18 protein-coding genes and 1 tRNA gene are annotated in these 18,031 nt (G+C 42.7%); 4 read left to right on the forward strand and 15 right to left on the reverse strand.

What is annotated here, in order from left to right; translation table 11 throughout:
- Positions 1-24 precede the first annotated feature (24 nt).
- The 4 genes from NNJ85_RS02200 (at position 25) to NNJ85_RS02215 (ending at position 2,817) form a co-directional block, all read left to right on the forward strand.
- Positions 25-981 (forward strand): ABC transporter permease, encoded by a 957-nt coding sequence (locus tag NNJ85_RS02200; RefSeq protein ID WP_254473196.1) that lies wholly within the window; start codon positions 25-27, stop codon positions 979-981.
- Positions 974-1,924 carry an iron chelate uptake ABC transporter family permease subunit gene (locus NNJ85_RS02205; protein ID WP_254473198.1) on the forward strand — a complete coding sequence of 317 codons (951 nt, stop codon included), beginning with the start codon at positions 974-976 and terminating at the stop codon, positions 1,922-1,924. Before NNJ85_RS02200 ends, NNJ85_RS02205 begins: the two co-directional genes overlap by 8 nt.
- Positions 1,921-2,679 carry an ABC transporter ATP-binding protein gene (locus NNJ85_RS02210; RefSeq protein WP_254473200.1) on the forward strand — a complete coding sequence of 253 codons (759 nt, stop codon included), beginning with the start codon at positions 1,921-1,923 and terminating at the stop codon, positions 2,677-2,679. Before NNJ85_RS02205 ends, NNJ85_RS02210 begins: the two co-directional genes overlap by 4 nt.
- 64 nt (positions 2,680-2,743) lie before the next feature.
- A tRNA-Gln gene (locus NNJ85_RS02215) sits at positions 2,744-2,817 on the forward strand.
- Positions 2,818-3,220: 403 nt separating this feature from the next.
- Here NNJ85_RS02215 and NNJ85_RS02220 read toward each other — a convergent pair.
- From NNJ85_RS02220 to NNJ85_RS02290, 15 genes are all read right to left on the reverse strand, one after another.
- Complete coding sequence (locus NNJ85_RS02220) at positions 3,221-3,412, reverse strand: hypothetical protein (protein ID WP_254473076.1); 192 nt, start codon at positions 3,410-3,412, stop codon at positions 3,221-3,223.
- A gap of 34 nt (positions 3,413-3,446) precedes the next feature.
- On the reverse strand, positions 3,447-4,442 hold the full coding sequence (locus tag NNJ85_RS02225; RefSeq protein WP_254473904.1) for a phage late control D family protein: 996 nt from the start codon (positions 4,440-4,442) through the stop codon (positions 3,447-3,449).
- On the reverse strand, positions 4,442-4,696 hold the full coding sequence (locus tag NNJ85_RS02230) for a tail protein X (RefSeq protein WP_254473202.1): 255 nt from the start codon (positions 4,694-4,696) through the stop codon (positions 4,442-4,444). The genes NNJ85_RS02225 and NNJ85_RS02230 overlap by 1 nt, the downstream gene beginning before the upstream one ends.
- Positions 4,693-5,163: a phage tail protein gene (locus NNJ85_RS02235; protein ID WP_142416576.1), complete on the reverse strand. Its 471-nt coding sequence runs from the start codon at positions 5,161-5,163 to the stop codon at positions 4,693-4,695. The genes NNJ85_RS02230 and NNJ85_RS02235 overlap by 4 nt, the downstream gene beginning before the upstream one ends.
- A gap of 11 nt (positions 5,164-5,174) precedes the next feature.
- Complete coding sequence (locus NNJ85_RS02240; protein WP_254473204.1) at positions 5,175-7,508, reverse strand: phage tail tape measure protein; 2,334 nt, start codon at positions 7,506-7,508, stop codon at positions 5,175-5,177.
- Between the two features lie 131 nt (positions 7,509-7,639).
- On the reverse strand, positions 7,640-8,053 hold the full coding sequence (locus NNJ85_RS02245; protein WP_254473206.1) for a hypothetical protein: 414 nt from the start codon (positions 8,051-8,053) through the stop codon (positions 7,640-7,642).
- Complete coding sequence (locus NNJ85_RS02250) at positions 8,028-9,038, reverse strand: phage tail protein (RefSeq protein WP_254473208.1); 1,011 nt, start codon at positions 9,036-9,038, stop codon at positions 8,028-8,030. Before NNJ85_RS02250 ends, NNJ85_RS02245 begins: the two co-directional genes overlap by 26 nt.
- Positions 9,039-9,045: 7 nt before the next feature.
- The gene (locus NNJ85_RS02255) at positions 9,046-10,059 is read right to left on the reverse strand and encodes a phage tail protein (protein WP_254473210.1); all 1,014 of its coding nucleotides are present in this window, start codon (positions 10,057-10,059) and stop codon (positions 9,046-9,048) included.
- A gap of 9 nt (positions 10,060-10,068) precedes the next feature.
- Complete coding sequence (locus tag NNJ85_RS02260) at positions 10,069-11,070, reverse strand: phage tail protein (RefSeq protein ID WP_254473213.1); 1,002 nt, start codon at positions 11,068-11,070, stop codon at positions 10,069-10,071.
- A gap of 11 nt (positions 11,071-11,081) precedes the next feature.
- Positions 11,082-11,717: a transglycosylase SLT domain-containing protein gene (locus tag NNJ85_RS02265; protein ID WP_254473215.1), complete on the reverse strand. Its 636-nt coding sequence runs from the start codon at positions 11,715-11,717 to the stop codon at positions 11,082-11,084.
- Complete coding sequence (locus tag NNJ85_RS02270) at positions 11,710-13,815, reverse strand: glycine zipper family protein (protein ID WP_254473217.1); 2,106 nt, start codon at positions 13,813-13,815, stop codon at positions 11,710-11,712. Before NNJ85_RS02270 ends, NNJ85_RS02265 begins: the two co-directional genes overlap by 8 nt.
- Positions 13,812-15,278, reverse strand: a complete 1,467-nt coding sequence (locus tag NNJ85_RS02275) for a hypothetical protein (protein WP_254473219.1) — start codon at positions 15,276-15,278, stop codon at positions 13,812-13,814. Before NNJ85_RS02275 ends, NNJ85_RS02270 begins: the two co-directional genes overlap by 4 nt.
- Positions 15,279-15,298: 20 nt before the next feature.
- Positions 15,299-16,144 carry a hypothetical protein gene (locus NNJ85_RS02280; protein WP_254473221.1) on the reverse strand — a complete coding sequence of 282 codons (846 nt, stop codon included), beginning with the start codon at positions 16,142-16,144 and terminating at the stop codon, positions 15,299-15,301.
- A 1-nt stretch (position 16,145) separates the two neighbouring features.
- Positions 16,146-16,571 (reverse strand): hypothetical protein, encoded by a 426-nt coding sequence (locus NNJ85_RS02285; RefSeq protein WP_254473223.1) that lies wholly within the window; start codon positions 16,569-16,571, stop codon positions 16,146-16,148.
- Positions 16,571-18,031 (reverse strand): hypothetical protein, encoded by a 1,461-nt coding sequence (locus NNJ85_RS02290; protein WP_254473225.1) that lies wholly within the window; start codon positions 18,029-18,031, stop codon positions 16,571-16,573. The genes NNJ85_RS02285 and NNJ85_RS02290 overlap by 1 nt, the downstream gene beginning before the upstream one ends.

Consider the following 18,031-nt stretch of genomic DNA (forward strand, 5'->3'; position numbering starts at 1 on the left):
AATTTTGTGAGAAAATGATTTAACGTGAAGAATTATTGGATAACCATAACATTTCTAAGTCTCCTGTCTATCCTCAGCATTTTTGTTGGTTATTCTGATGTCACACCTTCTGATCTTTTTGCAGCCGATCCCCATGCGTGGCTTATTTTTTGGCAAACGCGTCTTCCTCGTACCATTTCAATCCTTTTAGTAGGCGCAGCGCTTGCACTTTCAGGCATGATTATGCAACTGTTGACACGTAATCGCTTCGTCGAACCATCAACCGCTGGAACTGTTGAATCTGCTTCCCTTGGCATTCTTTTTATTATGATTTTTCTGCCCGATATTCCTGTTTTAGGAAAAATGGTCATTGCGACACTTTTTGCCATGACAGGCACTTTACTTTTTATGTTTTTATTGCACCGCATTCCTTTAAAATCGGCTCTCATTGTACCCCTTACAGGGATTATGCTAAGCTATATTATTGGCTCGTTAACCAATGCCATTGCAGATTATGAAATGCTCCTTCCTTCTCTTCAAGCTTACTTATTTGGTAGTTTTGCCATGATTCTTGAGGGAAAATATGAACTTTTATGGCTCACCCTTCCCCTTTGTCTTCTAGCCTATTGTATTGCTGATCGCTTTACGGTTGCAAGCTTAGGAGAAGATCTAACCAATAATCTTGGGTTAAATTATCGTGTCGTCATGTTTTTTGGTCTTTTTATTGTCGCCTCAATCACTGCTGTTGTTGTCTGTACTGTCGGCCGTATTCCTTTTGTTGGATTGATTATTCCAAATATTGTTTCAAGTTTCATGGGAGATAATATGCGCTATACTGCTCCTTGGGTAGCCATCAGCGGTGCAGAATTGGTCTTGATTTGTGATCTTTTAGGGAGAATCATTCATCCATCTCTTGAAATTCCCATCAGCACCATAATGGGCGTGATCGGTAGTTTTATTTTTATGATACTGCTTTTACGCTGGAGAAAGAATCTTGGATAGAAGAAAAAAAACAAAATGTGTACTAACAACGCTTATTATCATAGCATGTACAATCATCAGTCTTTACATGACGTGGAATATCAATGTTTATACATGGACATTTCGTCTGACAAAACTGATCTCTCTGCTTCTTATTGCCTATGCAATAAGCGTTTCTACAGTTTTATTTCAAACAATCGTTAATAACCGTCTTCTGACTCCTTCAATTATGGGATTTGATCAGCTTTATATTTTAATAAAAACTGTTTTGATGTATTTTGTAGGCTCTCTTTCTTTGCCCTTTTTGAATGAAGAAGGACACCTCATTCTCGAAGCCCTTATTCTCATGCTTTTTTCCATAAGCCTTTTTCATTGGCTGTTTTCAGGTAGCCTAAAAGGTCTTCACTTGACACTTTTAATTGGTGTTGTTTTAGGCGGCTTTTTTTTCAGTTTACGGATGTTTATGCAATTGCAACTCAATCCAGATCAGATGATGAATCTAACAGATATTATGTTTGCAAATTTTAATAAATTTAATACGTCCCTCATAAGCTTTGCCACAATAATTGTTTTCATTGTGAGTTTAATTGGGTGGCGTTTCCGCCATCTTTTTGATATTTTGGCTTTGGGACGTGAAAATACTCTCAATCTTGGCGTTAATTATCATAAAAGTGCAACAGCTATTCTTATTTTTGTTTCTATTCTCGTCTCTATTTCCACTGCATTAGTAGGCCCCGTCACTTTTTTTGGACTGCTCGTTGCCAACCTTTCATATGAACTTTCACCTCAAGCAAAACATAGTGTCATTATACCGATTGCAATATTGTTAGCGATGATTTGTTTGGTGGGGGGACAATTTATTTTAGAGCAAATTTTTCACATGGCGGGACGTTTAAGTTTTATCATTGAGTTTTGTGGAGGGATTGTTTTCTTAATGTTACTGATGAAGGGAAAAGTAAAATGATTGAGATCAATCATCTTTCCAAGGCTTACGGAGCACGATTGATTATCGACAATTTATGTCTTCATCTTCCCAAAGGGGGGATTATTTCTCTTATTGGGCCTAATGGTTCGGGAAAATCAACTCTTTTAATGCTGATAAGACGTCTTTTACCGCACGACAAAGGCACAATTAATATCGACGATTTTGATATTGATAAAATGCCCCATGATATTTTGGCTCAAAAGCTCTCCATTTTGCGTCAAGATAATCCTTTATCCTTCCGTTTAACCGTGTACGATTTAGTGAGTTTCGGACGCTATCCTTATTCAAAAGGCTGGTATACACATGAAGATAGACAATTTATCGACAGTGCGCTACGCTATCTTGACTTACAAGATTTAAAAGACCGTTTTTTAGACGAGCTTTCTGGTGGTCAGCGTCAACGGGCTTTTATTGCGATGGTTATTTGTCAAGATACCGATTATCTTCTCTTAGACGAACCATTAAACAATCTGGATATGAAACATACCGTTTCTATGATGAAGCAATTACGCCGCACAGCTGATGAGCTGAAAAAAACCATTCTTATTGTTATGCACGATATTAATTGTGCCTCCTCTTATTCAGATATGATTGTTGCATTGAAAAATGGGAAAGCAGCCTATTTGGGAACCCCCAAAGAAATTATGCAGCCAGAAATTCTTAAAGACATTTATGATGTCGATATTCAAATCAAAACAATCAATGACATTCCTATTGCTCTTTATTATCGATAATTATAAAGATTTTTTGCGCTTGCCTACGCTGTAGAATCTGCTAGAGATGGTAAAATCGGCTTATTGGGGAATATTTTTATGGTAGAATAGCGGACTCTGACTCCGTCAATCTTGGTTCGAATCCAAGTTCCCCAGCCAATTTTAGTTGTTGTTGTAGCTTGTGTGTATGTAGCTTGTCAGCAGGTTTTGTATATTTTGCCACCAGGTTTTGTACCAATTTATTTTGCTTCACATGATTTTTAAGGGGTTCTCAAAGGAGCTTCAAAGTCCTTTCAAAGGTTGTTTAAAGACTGTAGCTTGCCAGCAGGTTTTGTATATTTTGCCACCAGGTTTTGTACCAATTTATTTTCTTTAAAATGATTTTTAAGGAGTTCTCAAAGAGTCTTCAAAGACCTTTCAAAGATCATTTTAAGCCTCTTTAATGAGTCTTTATTTTTCTTCTCTTAAAGGTCGCAATTTCTGATGATCAGTCATGAGCAAGAATCGCATTAAAAGAATCGTATTATTTGAGAAGAAGCATGCATAAAATGGTACCTTTTCTTTAGCATAAACTGCGTGACAGCTTTTCGGTTTTCTGAGGCATTATTAAAAAACAAAAGAAGCTTGGAAAAATTCGGTCATGTTGACCGTATTGCACTTCTATATGCAATTGCGCAATGTTTGCACTATTGCTCCTTTCTGCAATTGGTGCAAGTTGCACCAATTCCTCCAAATGTTCATCACCATCGATCAAAGGGACAAGTTGTCCCTTTGATTTTCTGTTCTGATCAAGTTTCCCTTTCTCCTGTTTCCTTTCCTTGATTTAGCGCTTCTAGGGTAATTTCTGTGATGTATCCGCTTTGCTTTTCATAGCGATGGGTCACGGTTGCAGCATGCCATGGGCCATTGATTTCGCCTCGAAACCCTTGAAGCAAAAGCGGTTGCCCCGCCATGATTTCAGGGCGCCCCTCAAGGCTTAAAGAACCACTACCCATGGCTCGACAAAGCCTATCCGACTCAGAAGCAGCCGCAGCTAAAGCTTGCTGCTCACAAGGGTAGCACGTCCGCAGACGGCGAATGGGCCCCGTATACCCTGTGCGATGCGTAACAACGTGCTGTTGCCCTTTTGTGCGATCAAAATACCGTGCTTCTATCATGCCATATTGGGTGCGCGGCTCAAGGTTAAATTCCCAATGGGAACAATCCTGTTGATGAATTGTCTGGAGAGGAAGATTGTCTCCGCTTAAAAATAAAAACTTATTGTCTTTGATCAAAAAACGCCCCTGCATCCGATCAGCAAGCCGGGTTAAAAAATCAATCGCCGATTGATTGGTGCGCACCACATAAGGCAAGGTTTGTTTGCTAAACTGTGGACTGACCTTTGCTTGATAACCATGACGTTTGGCAAGGCTCTCAACAATCTCAGCAATGGTTTTATGGTCAAAATGTTCGCTGTCCTGTTCTTTGATCTCCGCACGCATGGAAGCGCTTTTGCCACAAAGGCGCAAAATCTCTCCATCACTGCCCCCACAACTGGTCACCGTCTCCACAACAAAACGCCCCATAAAGGCACGAATGCTGTTCTCATAACCAAAGGTGACATGGAGTGCAGTGTTACTGGAGGGAATCTCTAAATCATTGCCGCTATCATCAAATTCCGCCTCGAATGTATCGGCTTCATTACCCGCATTGTCTGTGATGGTTGCCGTTAAAAGACGTTGGTAAAAAACTTCATGAACAAGCTTATCCCCTACCCTTACCTTAATAAAGGGATGTGTGCGCATTAATCCCATAGCCGTTTGACCACGCTGTTTTTTTCTTGGGAAATAAATTCAGGCAGAAAAACTTTTAAGCCCCGCGGTAAAAAAGTATCATACCCAGCAATCTCTGGATTAGCCTCCAGTGTGGCTTCTAAATAACCTTTCAGTAAACCAGCTTGCCTCCGGTCTCCTAAAACAGACAAGGCATGGTGATAACAAATGAGGTCTAAACTCATATCCTCTAGTTCGACCACAAGCTGTTTTGCGGGGATCTTCATGAGGTATCCTCCTCTTGCCCCCCTTGGTATTGCCCTATTTGATATTGACCTTGTGGTTTTCCCCCATCAAAAAACGGCAACAGGCTAATGGAATAGCGAATACGCCCCGATTGACCAGAGCGGCTAATATAGTCATGGTCTTTCGTGACACTGGTAATCACCACGGATCCAAGCATTAAGGCACTGTAGCTATCATCACTCATCCAACGGATCATCTGAACGGGTTGAGCCGCACGTATGGTTCTGGTGATGGCATCAATGGCAACCCGGTCACCAAACTCTTCTGGAAATAATACCCCGTGGATGGTTTTGGGATCATTGCCATAGCCGGTAAATTGCAAACCAGGGGCCCCACCAAAACGCTCTAAGCAAACCCATGAGGCAGAGAATTCCTCTTCAAAAGATTGGAAGTTCAACCAGTCCACATAAAATTGATGCGGTCCCAACATCAGCAAAGGATCTTGCATACTCCCTCCCCTTATTCTGTTCCGCCATGCAAGGCATTGGCCCCTGCCCGTTGCAAGGCATGACGAACCGCATAACCAGTTGCAATAGGATCACGCGCGCCATTGACATGCACCGTGACATTTTGATTGTGCGTAATGGGGACGCGTTCTTTGTCTTTTGCTTCTGTGAGAGGCGCATTGGCACGACCAGCCCCCGAAAATTGCACAACAGGCTGAGGCGTTTTGCCTCCTAAAAAACTTGGCAAATAATCTCTTACATCAATCGACCCAATCCACCCCTTTATGCGGTGAGGTAAAGATTTACAAAAGTCCGTCAATTGTGAGATGGTGCCCATAAAACCATTAACAATCCAACTCCCTAAATCTTCTCCGGCTTGTTCCATGCTTGCCTTGGCACTATCCGTGAGCTTTTCTTGAGAGAAAAAACGCTTCAACCACCCCCAAAAATTGGAAAGGCTTTGTTTAATCCCCTCCCACAAATCTTCAAAGCTTTGAGCAACAAAGGAAAGTCCTTGTTTAAACTTTTGCCAGTGGGCAGAAAAATCAAAGGCAGCGGCAATGATGTTTTTCCAACGTGTAATGGTTGCCGTGTCAGCACCAAAAAAACGCATGACGGCTTCAAAGGCACGACCAAAAGCGCGGATTAGCCCCCGTGCAAATCCTTTGACAAAGGAAGAAAAGCGATCCCAATATTTCCACAAAACAAAACAAGTCGCAATGATGACAGCCACAACAGCAGCAATCAGAGCACCGATTGGGGTAAATACAGCCCCAACAACAGAAGCAATACCTGCCCCAACCACCTCGATCGCTGTCCCTATCCAGCCAAAAGAGGCAGCAAATGCTGTACCTGAAATTGCGATCCCTCGCAAAGCTCCCATCAATAAAGTCATGGGGCGTAAGAGTCGCAGTGAACTTGCCCCAAGACCTGCAGTTAACAAGCCCAGTGAGCGCCCTGAAGCCAAGAGCCCGCGCCAACTTGCCTTCAGCGCACCACTAACAGCCCTCATCTTGATAAAAGAGGCAATCAATTGCAGGACCCCAAGGCGGGTTCCCGCCATGGTAAAACGTACAACCCGCAAAGCAATATTAAAAGCCATAAGGGCGGCAATGGTTTTGATGATCACACCGGTTAAAACAGGGTGTTCATTAGCCCATGCCATCAGAACGTTTAAAAAACCACCAACAGTTTCCATTAAACTGTTGACAGGAGGCAGAAGCACTTCACCAATGGTAACCCCTAAAGCCACAATGCGGTTTTGTAACAGTTCAAATTGCCGCATGGCACCGGTTGCTTGTTTATCTGCCTCTTGTTCGACAGAGCCTTTAAAGACTTTTGGGTCTTCAACAAACTTTAAGGCTTGCCCTACCAATTCGGGGTTACCCACCAGTTTGGCAAAATCCCCAGTAAAGTCGCGTCCTGCAATGGCAATCAGTGAACGCATCCCCTGTTCGGATTTGCCCAACACATCAAAAAAACGCACCAAGGTACCGGTGGCATCTTTCTCCAAATCTTCCATAAATTTTTGACGAGAGAGACCAATATTGGTAAAAGCATCTTCAATATGCTTTCCTCCCGCCTGAATACGGGCACTGATAGAGTTAAAACCACGTGCTGCACTCTCTGGAACAATCCCAGCAGAAATCATCGCCGTCCCAAAGGCCGCCGTCTCACGGGCTGTCAGTTTAAACATGGTTGCCGCTCCGGTCGCCCGATTGGTAAAGTCAGACACCTCACTTGCCTTAGCCGCCATGTGGTTGGAAAGATGGTTGATAGCATCCCCTAAATCTTCGATGCCTGCTTGATTAAGCTTAAAGACATTGCGCAATTTGGCAAAGCGTTCCCCAATCTGATCCCCCGTCATATCAAAGGCGACCGCTGCTTTGGCGGCATAAATACTAAAAGCCTCGAGATCTTGTTCACCAATCCCTGCTTGGCTGGCACTGGTCATCAGTTCTAACACTTCACGAGCGGCGAGAGGAATTTTGGTGGAGGTTTCAAGCGCAAAACGACGCAATTCTTTTAAACGATCAAGGGGGGCATCCAGAACCTTTTCCAAGCCTTTCATCGATTGGTCAAATTGCATGGCTTTATAAAGAGGCGCAATTAAGGTTGCGGTTTGAGCCATGGCGCCTACCATGCGCCCACGCGCATGAATATAAGCATTTTGCGCTTTTGCTGTAGCTTCCTCCAAGTGCTCAGGGTCAAACCACCCTTTAAAATGCTTGCGTGTTTGGTTTTGGAAATGCGCAATATCGAGGCTGAAGGCTCTTAAGTCTCGCTTGGCAGAGGCGATCCCTTCTTGGAGATGATTCACAAAACGCACAACAAGGGAAACATCCATAAGCGTATCTCATCCTAACATTTGGCTTTCATATTCTTGGGCTTTCAAGCGCACTAATTCTTCGCGATAGGCAATCACTTCCAACCAATCCATCTGATTGATCTCTAGAGCCGACCAGTGGTAATAAAGGGCTAGTTCGGCTCCAAATTGTCCGGCATAGGGGATTGGTGTTTGGGAAAAAAAGCAAAAAAAACCTTAAACACGGCCATAACATCAACAATATCAAGACGATTAATCAGTTCAACAGATTCATGAGACATCTCTGCCAGAAGCGCGGCGATTCCTTCCATGGCTTCATGGGTAAATAAAGCCTCACAAAGCTTGGCAATGAGAATATCATTGCTCAAAGGTATTTTATCTTCTTCTACAGCGGGCAAAAGTAACTTTGCCAGCTGTGGTCCAATCAGCACAGCTAATTGGCGTGCTTGCTTGAAGTTTGGGCGATAAAAGATCAATTTTTGCCGTGTTGTTTCTTTGCCATCCTTGTCTTGATAAACAAGGGGAACCTGCAATTCCACTTCAATACTGGTTTGTAAACTTGTCATCAGAAATTCCTATAAAAGGCAAGCGAGGCGGCTTATCCTTATCGGTAAACCAAAAGGGAACCTCTTCTTGTGAACCTCCTGCTATTTGGTCAAATTCTTGATTACACCTTTCCAAGGCATCCCCACTCAACCCTACACACTCTTCGTCTAGAGATCTCTTTCGCCTTGTCAAAGAAGATTCAGAAGAAGAAATATCTCGTTTCTTGCGTGAAGAACGGTCAACTGAAGAAGCGGCTCCTATTAAATGTTCATGCGCTTTCAAAGAACACGCTTGCTGACTTGCAAAAGAACGCCAAGGATCTAGACCACGTTCATAATCTGTGCCCCGTAAAAACATTCCCCGAAAATCGGGGACATTAAATGTCGAAACGCCATCTCCTGCTCCCCAAACCGTTCCTATCGCGTCAAACAATGCTCTATACGTTCTTCGCGAATATGCCCCCCCATCACAAGGCAACCAACCTGCCGGCAAGCGTTCCATTGCAAAAGGACCAATAAAACCAGACGGTAGACGTTTTAAGGAAAAAGCTTTCTCCCTTGTTGGATTGAGAATTTGCCAACCGCTTATCTCTTCATCATACACAAGCGTATAAAGACAACCCTCTTGGATCTCGCCTCCCGATAAGGCTAATAAACCGCTTTCTGTCGCCTTATAAACGGGCTTAGCAGCCAAATTATCCAAAGCAATCGTGGTCGCCCCAACGTTTTTACCTTTCGCTTTAAAACAAACCGAGATACCATTCTTATACGCTAAAAATTTCGATTGACTTTGAAGACGTATCGCACTCGTCTTTTGTTCTTGATTAACCGTAACAACCCCCTCAATCACACCCCCCGTATCCGATAAATACTCACTGACTCTTTGCATCATAAAACGCGCGCTGTTATTGACCGTGTTAGGGTGCTGTCCCTCTGACCAATTAATCAAGCTATCTGCCCCACCATTCTCAGAGGCGCTCAAAGACCAATCATAAATCGTTGACATCTTGACCTCACGTCTTAATCCCAAACACAACACTCATATTAATCGGGCGTGTTTCACTGACACCTGAACGAGCCCAAACAACATCACGCATGTGAAGATGGGAATGGGGAAAGGCAAGCACATGATGCAACCGTATATCCTCTGCACGCACACCCAAACGCTCGGCAAGCTTTTCCCTTTGCTGCTCATTCAGCACATACCCCCAGATAATCATCATATTTCCATACCAACTCTCTTCCTCATTGGCATCATTCAAAATCGTAACCGATTGACCTCCATGTTCATGCTTTCTCATAGTGTCATGCTGTAATGTGCCAAGATAACGAAAACGGTCTATCTCGCGATCATCATCAACACCCCGCAAAAACACGCCACGCAAATCGGGAACATTAAACTTCGTCCAACTATCACTGCCACCCCATCTTGTTCTTATCGCTTCATAAAGTGCTGGATAATCACTGCGCAAATAAGCAGCCCCATCACAGACTAACCAGCCTTCAGGCAAAACTTGCATTCCAAAAATCCCTATCGTACCGGTAGGATAAACTGAAATCATTGGTTCTTGTAATAAAGGCAAGGGGGTAGGATTCAAAACATGCCAACCATTATCCCTATAAACCAAACGATAAATGCACCCCTTTTGAAACTCGCCTCCTGTCAAAGAACGCATGCCTAATTCCGTCGCCTTATAAAGAGGCTTGGCAGGTAAAGCATTTAAAGCAATTGTTGTTGCCCCAACATTCTTGCCCTTCGCTTTAAAACAAACCGTGATACCATTCTTATACGCTAAAAACTGACAGTGGCTTTCAAGTCTTATCAACGTCGTTTGTTGTTCCGCATCAACCGTAAAGGTATTTGCAATCATACCACTCGTATCGGATAAATATTCCTTTACGCGTTGCATCATCACACGCGCACTATTATTCACGCTGCTAGGACGCTGTCCTTCTGACCAATCAATCAAATCATCACAATAGGCATTCTCAGAGGCTCTCAAAGACCAATCATAAATCGTCGACATCGTAAAACCTCATGTCTTAATGGCAAACAGAACAGAAACATTCACTGGACGCGTCTCACCTTCACCACTGCTTCTCAAGTCAACCTCTTGATCTTCATCATGGCTATAGGGACTTGCAATATAGCTCCCTAAATTCTCACGCTCTATTCCCATAAAGTTTGCAAGTGCCCCCCCTCCAAACAATCCTAGACGATATCCCAAAACAGCCGTCGTATTCCCATCCCAAAAATCTTCATTGCTCGTAAAATGGGGAAAGGAAAGACTTTGCCCCTGATGTTCGTGTGACTCCATTAAATCTGTTTGCACACTTGCAAAAGAACGCCCTTCATCAATATGACGACCGCTATCAACACCGCGTAAGAACATTCCCCGAAAATCCGGAACATTAAACGTCGTAACACTATTCCCTTCTCCCCAAACCGTCCCTATCGCAGAAAACAGATCACTATAATCACTACGCGAATATGCTCTCCCATCGCAGAGTAACCAACCTGTTGGAAGATCACGCATCGCAAACGTTCCGATAAAACCAGTAGGATAAAGACTGATTTCTTCTTCTAAAGGGATAGAGGTGGGATTAACAAGGTGCCAATGATCTCCACTAAATACCAATGTATAAATGCATCCCTGTTGAATTTCGCCGCCCGATAAAGGACCAATCCCTAAGGCGGTCGCTTTATAAACCGGCTTGCCCTCTAAAGCATTCAGAAAAACTGTCGTCGCTCCAATATTCTTATCCATCGCCATAAAGCGTAAAACGATACCATTCTTGTATTCTAAAAACTGTGATTGGCTTTCAAGCCTTATCGTACTTATTCGTTGGACATGATCATTCGTCACAATCCCTTCAAGCGTTCCACCCATGTCTAACAAGTATTCCTTGATACGCTGCATCATCACACGCGCACTGTTATTGACTGTGTTAGGGTGTTGTCCCTCTGACCAATCAATCAAATCATCTGCGCGCGTGTTATCCGCCGCTCTTAGCGACCAATCATAAATCGTTGACATATTTGTGACCCCTAAACTCCGTAAAATGCCCGCATGAATTGCGTCATCAAAGGATTATCATCTTCACGCTCTTCTTCTTCCAAAGGCTCTTCCTGTGACGCTAGTAATGCCCGTAAAACCTCCAGCAAGTTCTCTCTATCGCCCATACCACCCCGTGCGATAGGGCTTGCTCTATAAGGCTGCCCCCCATACATCTGAAATACACGATTAACAAAATCACTTGCGCGCATTGCGTTATTGCCTGCATTCAAACCAACCGCATTGCTCCCAACCAATTGCGCTGCATTGGCATGGGGATTTTGCAAAAGCCGCGCTGCTCCCCCTGCTCCTTGTTGATGTGCTAAATACAGTTCCGCATCTGTAGGCGCCCTTCCCAACAGACGGCTTAAATGATTGCGATTATCAAGCGTAAACCGCCCCATGGCATCGGCTGCTTGCATAGGGTCAAAACGGTCTTGCAAACCATATTGTTTCGCGGTGCTGTCTATAAACTGATATAACCCACCCGCAGAAGACCGTGGATTCCTTGCATTGGGATTGCCCCCACTTTCAACTTGCGCAACACGGTATAAATAACTTTCCGGCAAGCCATATCGCGCCGCTGCTTGACGGATCGCTTGATCAACTGAAGGGTTATATCTAGCCATAGATTTTGCTCCTTGCAAATCTGCCAGCTTCCCCCATCAATGCCGAAGAAATGAAATGCATTGTCTTCTCAGTCAAAACTCCCTTTTTATGCCAATTTATGAACCTTTGTACCATTTGAGCTACTTCTTGCTGGGTCATACCTTTAACGCCAAAAGTTGCTAACTTTGCTATATCACTTTCAAATATTTGTCTCTCTTTTTGAGGCAATTTTTTAATCGTATCAGATAAAATATTTTGAGTAATTTTTGCCCCTTCATGTGCTGCACTAACTTTTCCGTGCGGTAAGCGAACTCCTTCTAGAACAGAAGCCTCTGGTGTTCCTTGAAACGGCTTTAGTGATCTTTGCGCCGCATCTTGATAAAATCTTTCATCATCTAAAGCTTTTCTAAACGCTTTAACGTTTGTAGGACTTAAAGATCTGCTAAGATTTTCAGACATGCTCTCCGTTTGTAAAATATTCGAAAGTCTATTAACAGAGCGGGATTTCTTTAATATATCATCGATATAATCCCTTATCCCTACGTGATAGGTATTAAGACCATTCGGCATCGCTCCTTTACGAAGTCCTTCGGCTATTCCCTCTCCTGAAATATCTTTTTCTGCAATTCTTTTGCCTTGTTGTATCGCTTCTTCAAAACCTTCATATTTTGCTACACTACTACGGGCTGCTTTATAGGTAGGAGAGATTTCATCCGTTATCTTTACCAAATTGTTCTTAAGCATTTGGTACCCTGAAGACTTTTGATTATCACCAAAATTTTTATACTTGTCGCGAAGATCATCAAGAGACTTCTTAGCTTGATCTAATAATTCCATCGTAGGCTTATAGTTAATATGGGGAAAATCTTTATTATAAAATCGTTGAGCAATTGCTTTTCGTGGGTCTCCTTTTAAAGTATCAACTGCTTCTTTGAGAGCATCTTGAAACCATTGATTTTTAAAAAGCCTATTAAGAGCTGGATAATACCTTTTTCCTATTGGAGTACGATAAGCTTGTGCATAAAGAGGTGTATATTCTCTTTTCCCTTGCTCTTCAAGCGCCCTTTTTAAAACTTTCGTATCTTGGAGAGGAGTAATGTTTTCATCTGCCGATTGACCAATACGGCGGATAGCGTTCTGTACCCTTTCCCCATGAGCATGTTTCAAAAGTTCAGAAACGCGCGTATTTGTTTTTCCCATATTAGCAAGTGATACTTCTAAATTCGGACTAATATCTGTCAAAAATGCGTGACGCGGCGCACTTGCAAGGCGTTCTGCAACATTCTCAACACCATCATCATATAATGTTTTTGCAACTTCTCTAACCGCTTTGGTTTGAACGTCTTTATAAGCAGGATTAAAATGCCTTCTTACAAAAGGAACCTGTTGCAATCCATGTCCCGCTTTTCTTAATCCCCAAGAAGCTCCTGTACCAGCAAGAGAACCAACAGGACCAGCAACTGCTCCAATACCACCACCAATCCCTGCCGAAGCAAGGCGGTCATAAAGACCATCTCCCGCCCCAGAACCATGTAAAGCACCAGAACCCGCTCCTAAAATTGCCGCCTTACCAATATTTCCAAATGTTGATGCCGCAGCACCTACTCTCAAAAGTCCAAGCCCAGGGACAAATGAAAGTGCTGTTGGTACAAACGAACCAGCAATATAACCAATAGAAGACAACACTGGATGTTTCTTTTCCAAGGCTTTTAGGTAAGCGCGCTCTTCTGCTATCCTTCTGTTGTAAATCTCTTCTGCCCGTTTATCGCCTCTCCAATAATCCATAAAACCCGCTTCATTCGCCGCTTGTATCTCATCACTATATCCTGCTGTCAAACCAGATGCACCATGACTCCTTAGTGCATCCCACCACGTAAGATCTTTATCATCAAATGAAAAATCATCTGTTACTCTTGATTGATTTGCTGTATTTTGTAATCCTTCAACATATAAAGGATAGTCGGCTACATAAACATCATCACCAAGCTCTGGTACACGATCTCCTGGTCGATAATGTTTTCCTGAATTGCTGTGTTTAAGAGGATAATCAGCTACATAAACATCATCACCAAGTTCTGGTACACGATCTCCTGGTCGGTAACGCTTATTGTTCATCATCTTTTTGCCTCCCTATATACTGGAGTACCATTATAATCAACCACTGTTCCAGGAGGATAATTATATAGCTCTTCCCTGCTACTTATCGTTGGCAAGTTTGCACCGCCTCCTTGCGATATCGACTGATTAGAATATTGAGCAGAGGGATTTGAACGCGGTCTTACTTCCATTCCTTTTGATAACCTATAAATTTCCTCATCATTGAGTTGTTTAAAAAGATCAAACATATCTTTAATTTTTAAGAGCGTTTTATGTAGTTCTTCAGGTTTATCGCTAATATCCAAAGAACCATAAGATGCTACCAACCGCGCGCTTTCTTCATTAGATAACGGTCCTACTCCCAATGAGCCATTTTCACTTTGTTTTTTGATTGTTTCAATCACTCGAGTAAAGATACCACCTTCAAGCTGTTTGAACTTCTTTTTTAATGAGTTTGCATCAGATCCTGGAACATACTGACCGAGTGAACCAATTATACCTGCAACCTTGTCGGGGTTCGCATCTATAAGTTGAAGAGCATCATTCACTGTCCCCATAATGCTATCAATTTCTTTTGCTGCTATAGCAGCAGCGTTTCTCTTATTTATTTCCCACTCTTCTATTTCTTTTTTCTTCTGATTATATTCAAGTTCCTGCATAGACCCCTTAACCGGTCTATATTCAAGTTCACCTGTCTCTGGATTGGTATACGATTGAAAGCCTTCTGGGGTCTTACCACCTGTTAACAGCGCACTAAGCATTTGAGGGTTACGTGCCATGACAGCAGCTTCTTCTTCACTGTAGCCTTTAGATTTCAGATACTCGACCGTTTGGTTAACCTGCCCTCTTTTTTCTCTTTCCATATCACCACGACGAAGATTCATGGCTCCACTGGCTAAACTTTGTGCCACCGTTCCATCTGACAAGGCATAACCAATCCCATAATCCGCTAATCTTTGTAAAAACTCTGGACTCCGTAGATGATCCCAAAAACTCTGTTGAGAACCAGCCGTTTGGTTAGGAACGACACTCTGTTGTGGTTGTACAGACTTTTGTGGTTCTACCGTTGAAATAGGTTCTGGTAACTGAGCCTGCTTTGGTTGCAATGATGCTAAATCCGAAATTGCATTAGGCAATGGCTCTATATCTTTACCTAAACCTAGAGGATTTTGTTGTGAACCAAAAGTCGCTATAGGTAAAGAAGGTACTGAAGATGGTACATCCGGTTTAAATCCTGCTGGTCTCAAAGACGAACTTACATCTGGTAAAGGGGGAATATTTTTAGCTAAGCCATGTATATTTGGTTGCGAACCAAATGTAGCTATAGACGAAGAAGGGATTAAATAAGGAAAATTATTTGCTTGTTGTTTCGCGTCTTCTCGTGCCATGCGTTGATTTTGCATAAGTATACGTGACGTCAATGGGTCCATTGCATATATAGACTTAAGAAGTCTTGAGAAAATATTATCACTATTGTTTTCCATAACTATCTCTCTTATCTCGCTTATTTTTTTACATAATTTGAACCCAATTGACTAAGACTAGCTAAAATCCCTATAGCGTTCTTCCAAGGGTCGTTGCCTTGCATCATTGTATCTGTCAGATTGTTTGTCGTCGTACCGTAATTTCTTGCAAAACCATGACCGGCATTCATCAACATGTTCAGTCTGTTCCAACCGCTATTGTCCTGCTCCAGCCAACGTTCGCGATTGGCATCAACAAGCCGTTGATTATAATTATCAAGCACGCCTCCTCCCTGTATGGCATTAGAATAGGCATTACCATAACCTTGTAAGAAGTTATTCGAAGCTCCCAACTGGTTTTGATTGGCTTGATCAATCATTGCATTGGCTTGCATCATGTTCTGTACATCTTGATTATACTGGTTTGCTGTAGCACTTGTAGACAAAGCACCAAGTTCATTTGCCAATACATCTGTATGTGCACCAGATCCATAACGACCTGCACCTGCAAAAGAACTGTTAATCGTATCTCTTACACGGTCTAAACTATTTTGAAGAGCGGCATTAAAAGAGGGATTCTGTCCAACCATACCGCCAGAAGCCATTCTTCCAAGATTATTTGCTGCCGACGTTGGATTGTAGATCGTATTCATCAAAGAACGATTTTGATAATGGCTAGGGATACTCCCAAGTCCCCCAATGGCATAGCGCGTCTGATCACTTAACGGCGCAACACGAGGTCCACCATAAACATTGCCACCAATCCCTGTGTCATACATTTGATAGGCATCCGCACCACCACGCTTAAAGACATTCTGCATCCAAGAAGGTGGGGCGCTCGTCTGCACCTGCTTCTGTTCTTGTGTTGTCGGTGTCTTGCTCCCCATGTCATAATTCCTTCCTGTAATAAAGCATCGTTATGCCATAACCTTGCTTGTCTAAGGCGCGCTTCCAACCAAGACGCCCTAAAATCTCTATCTCGAAGGCGCCATTCTCACGCGCCCAATCCTCTGCAACTTTTAAATTATCAATTTGATCAAGAACGCCCTTGCCACTGCATTCACAAATCAAAACGCGCTTCTTTCCTAAAACTGTCTGTTGTATCTGGGTCGTAACAGCCGCTAAAAATTTCTCATCATCATCCAAAACAAGCCACAACTGTTTTTTGCCACTGCAAATGGCTTCAATCAGTTCTTGTAACGTAACTTCATGTTTGAAACGCTCTACGTAATCACTCAATGACGCAATGATCTCTTCAAAATACGGCGCTATACGCTCCAGATCCCAAGAACTGGTCAAATAGACTTTTGCCATTATCCCCTGCCTAAAGGACGTAAATCAACATTAAAGCCCGTAATCATCGTCCAAGATTCATGTTCTGGAATGCGCAATTTAAAGCGGTGATAACGATTGCGTGAGCGACCATGATAAGCACCTGTGACATAAGAACATATCCTCTCCTTGTGCCATGTGATCGGCGTATCGTGATTACGCAATCTTCTCTCACCAATACTTAAAAGACCTTGCGTCGTATCAACCTCTGCAAATATCTTCGTGATAAAGCTAAAACTTCCATCCGGTGCCCCCATCTCTTGCGAAACAACCGTTGCCTCCATTGGGGCTCCTGTAAACATAACAAGATGATTTTGATCATCAAAAGCCCCAAGGATAGGCGCACCACTTTGCCAACGAGGGCTATCTAAAGAAGCCGGTAAGGACTCAAGATTGATCGAAATCTCATCCAATTGTTCTAAAGTATAACCTGTCGTAAAGACTGGAAAAAATGTGAAAGGCTTTCCTTGTATCGTCGACCACTTTTGCAAACCCCAATCATAAATAAAGGTAGTTTGCTCGTTGTTACCTCTCTTTAAAGACCAGTAAATCCGGTTATCAACGGGGTCTATAACCCCTTGCATCTCATCAAGAGCAAACTTATCAAATGTTTTAAAAACCGTTCTATCAACCTTTTCAAAGCCTATCGGCAAAAGTTGACCATCCAAACTCATCTGATAAAAGCCACCATCACTCGCAAAAAAGGTGTCACTGCCTCGACAAGCTATAGAGGCTGCACTGCGCGCGCCTCGCTTGTCTTGAATCTTTTGAAACGTAAACACTATCTTAGAACCTGGAACAAAGGTTCCTGCATAAACAGCAGAACGCATAAAAATGAGCGGATTGGTCGTTTCTGTTGCCCCTTGGACATATTCTCCATCCGGAAAATCTTGAAAATCACAATTTTTCTGCTTAACAGTCCAATGGGTTGCATCATCCAAACCAGACCAATGAATGCGATTGGGATTATCTGTCAATTGCATCAAACAAACAAAAGGTCCCCAAACCTTCACCAATCCGGCTTTCGGTGGATTGCCCCCTAAATCTTCAAATCTTTCAGAACTGTGGGTATTAAAGACTTGCGGTTTGTCATTTTTATTCACCGCAATAACTCTTTGACCAAACAAAGCAAATGACCATTGATTATCTTCATGCGCATGATACGTCACACCACTTTGACTGATGTCTTTCCAACCCTGCGTTTGACTGTCATAACTATAAAGCTTTTGCTTACCTCCAACAATAATCTTAACACCATTGCCACTTCTAAAAGCTATACAACCCAACGGCTTTTCTTCCAAAGGAACCTTAGAAACAATCGTTGCACTCGGCATAGGAATGTAACCGCCATCTGCCGGTAAAACATTCACAAGGCTATCTGTAAAGCTGCCATTGACAACCGAAATATCCGGTCGATAATCGGCTATAGGAAAATAAACCAT

The sequence above is a fragment of the Bartonella sp. B1098 genome, from assembly GCF_944896145.1.
In the GTDB taxonomy this organism is placed as follows: domain Bacteria; phylum Pseudomonadota; class Alphaproteobacteria; order Rhizobiales; family Rhizobiaceae; genus Bartonella.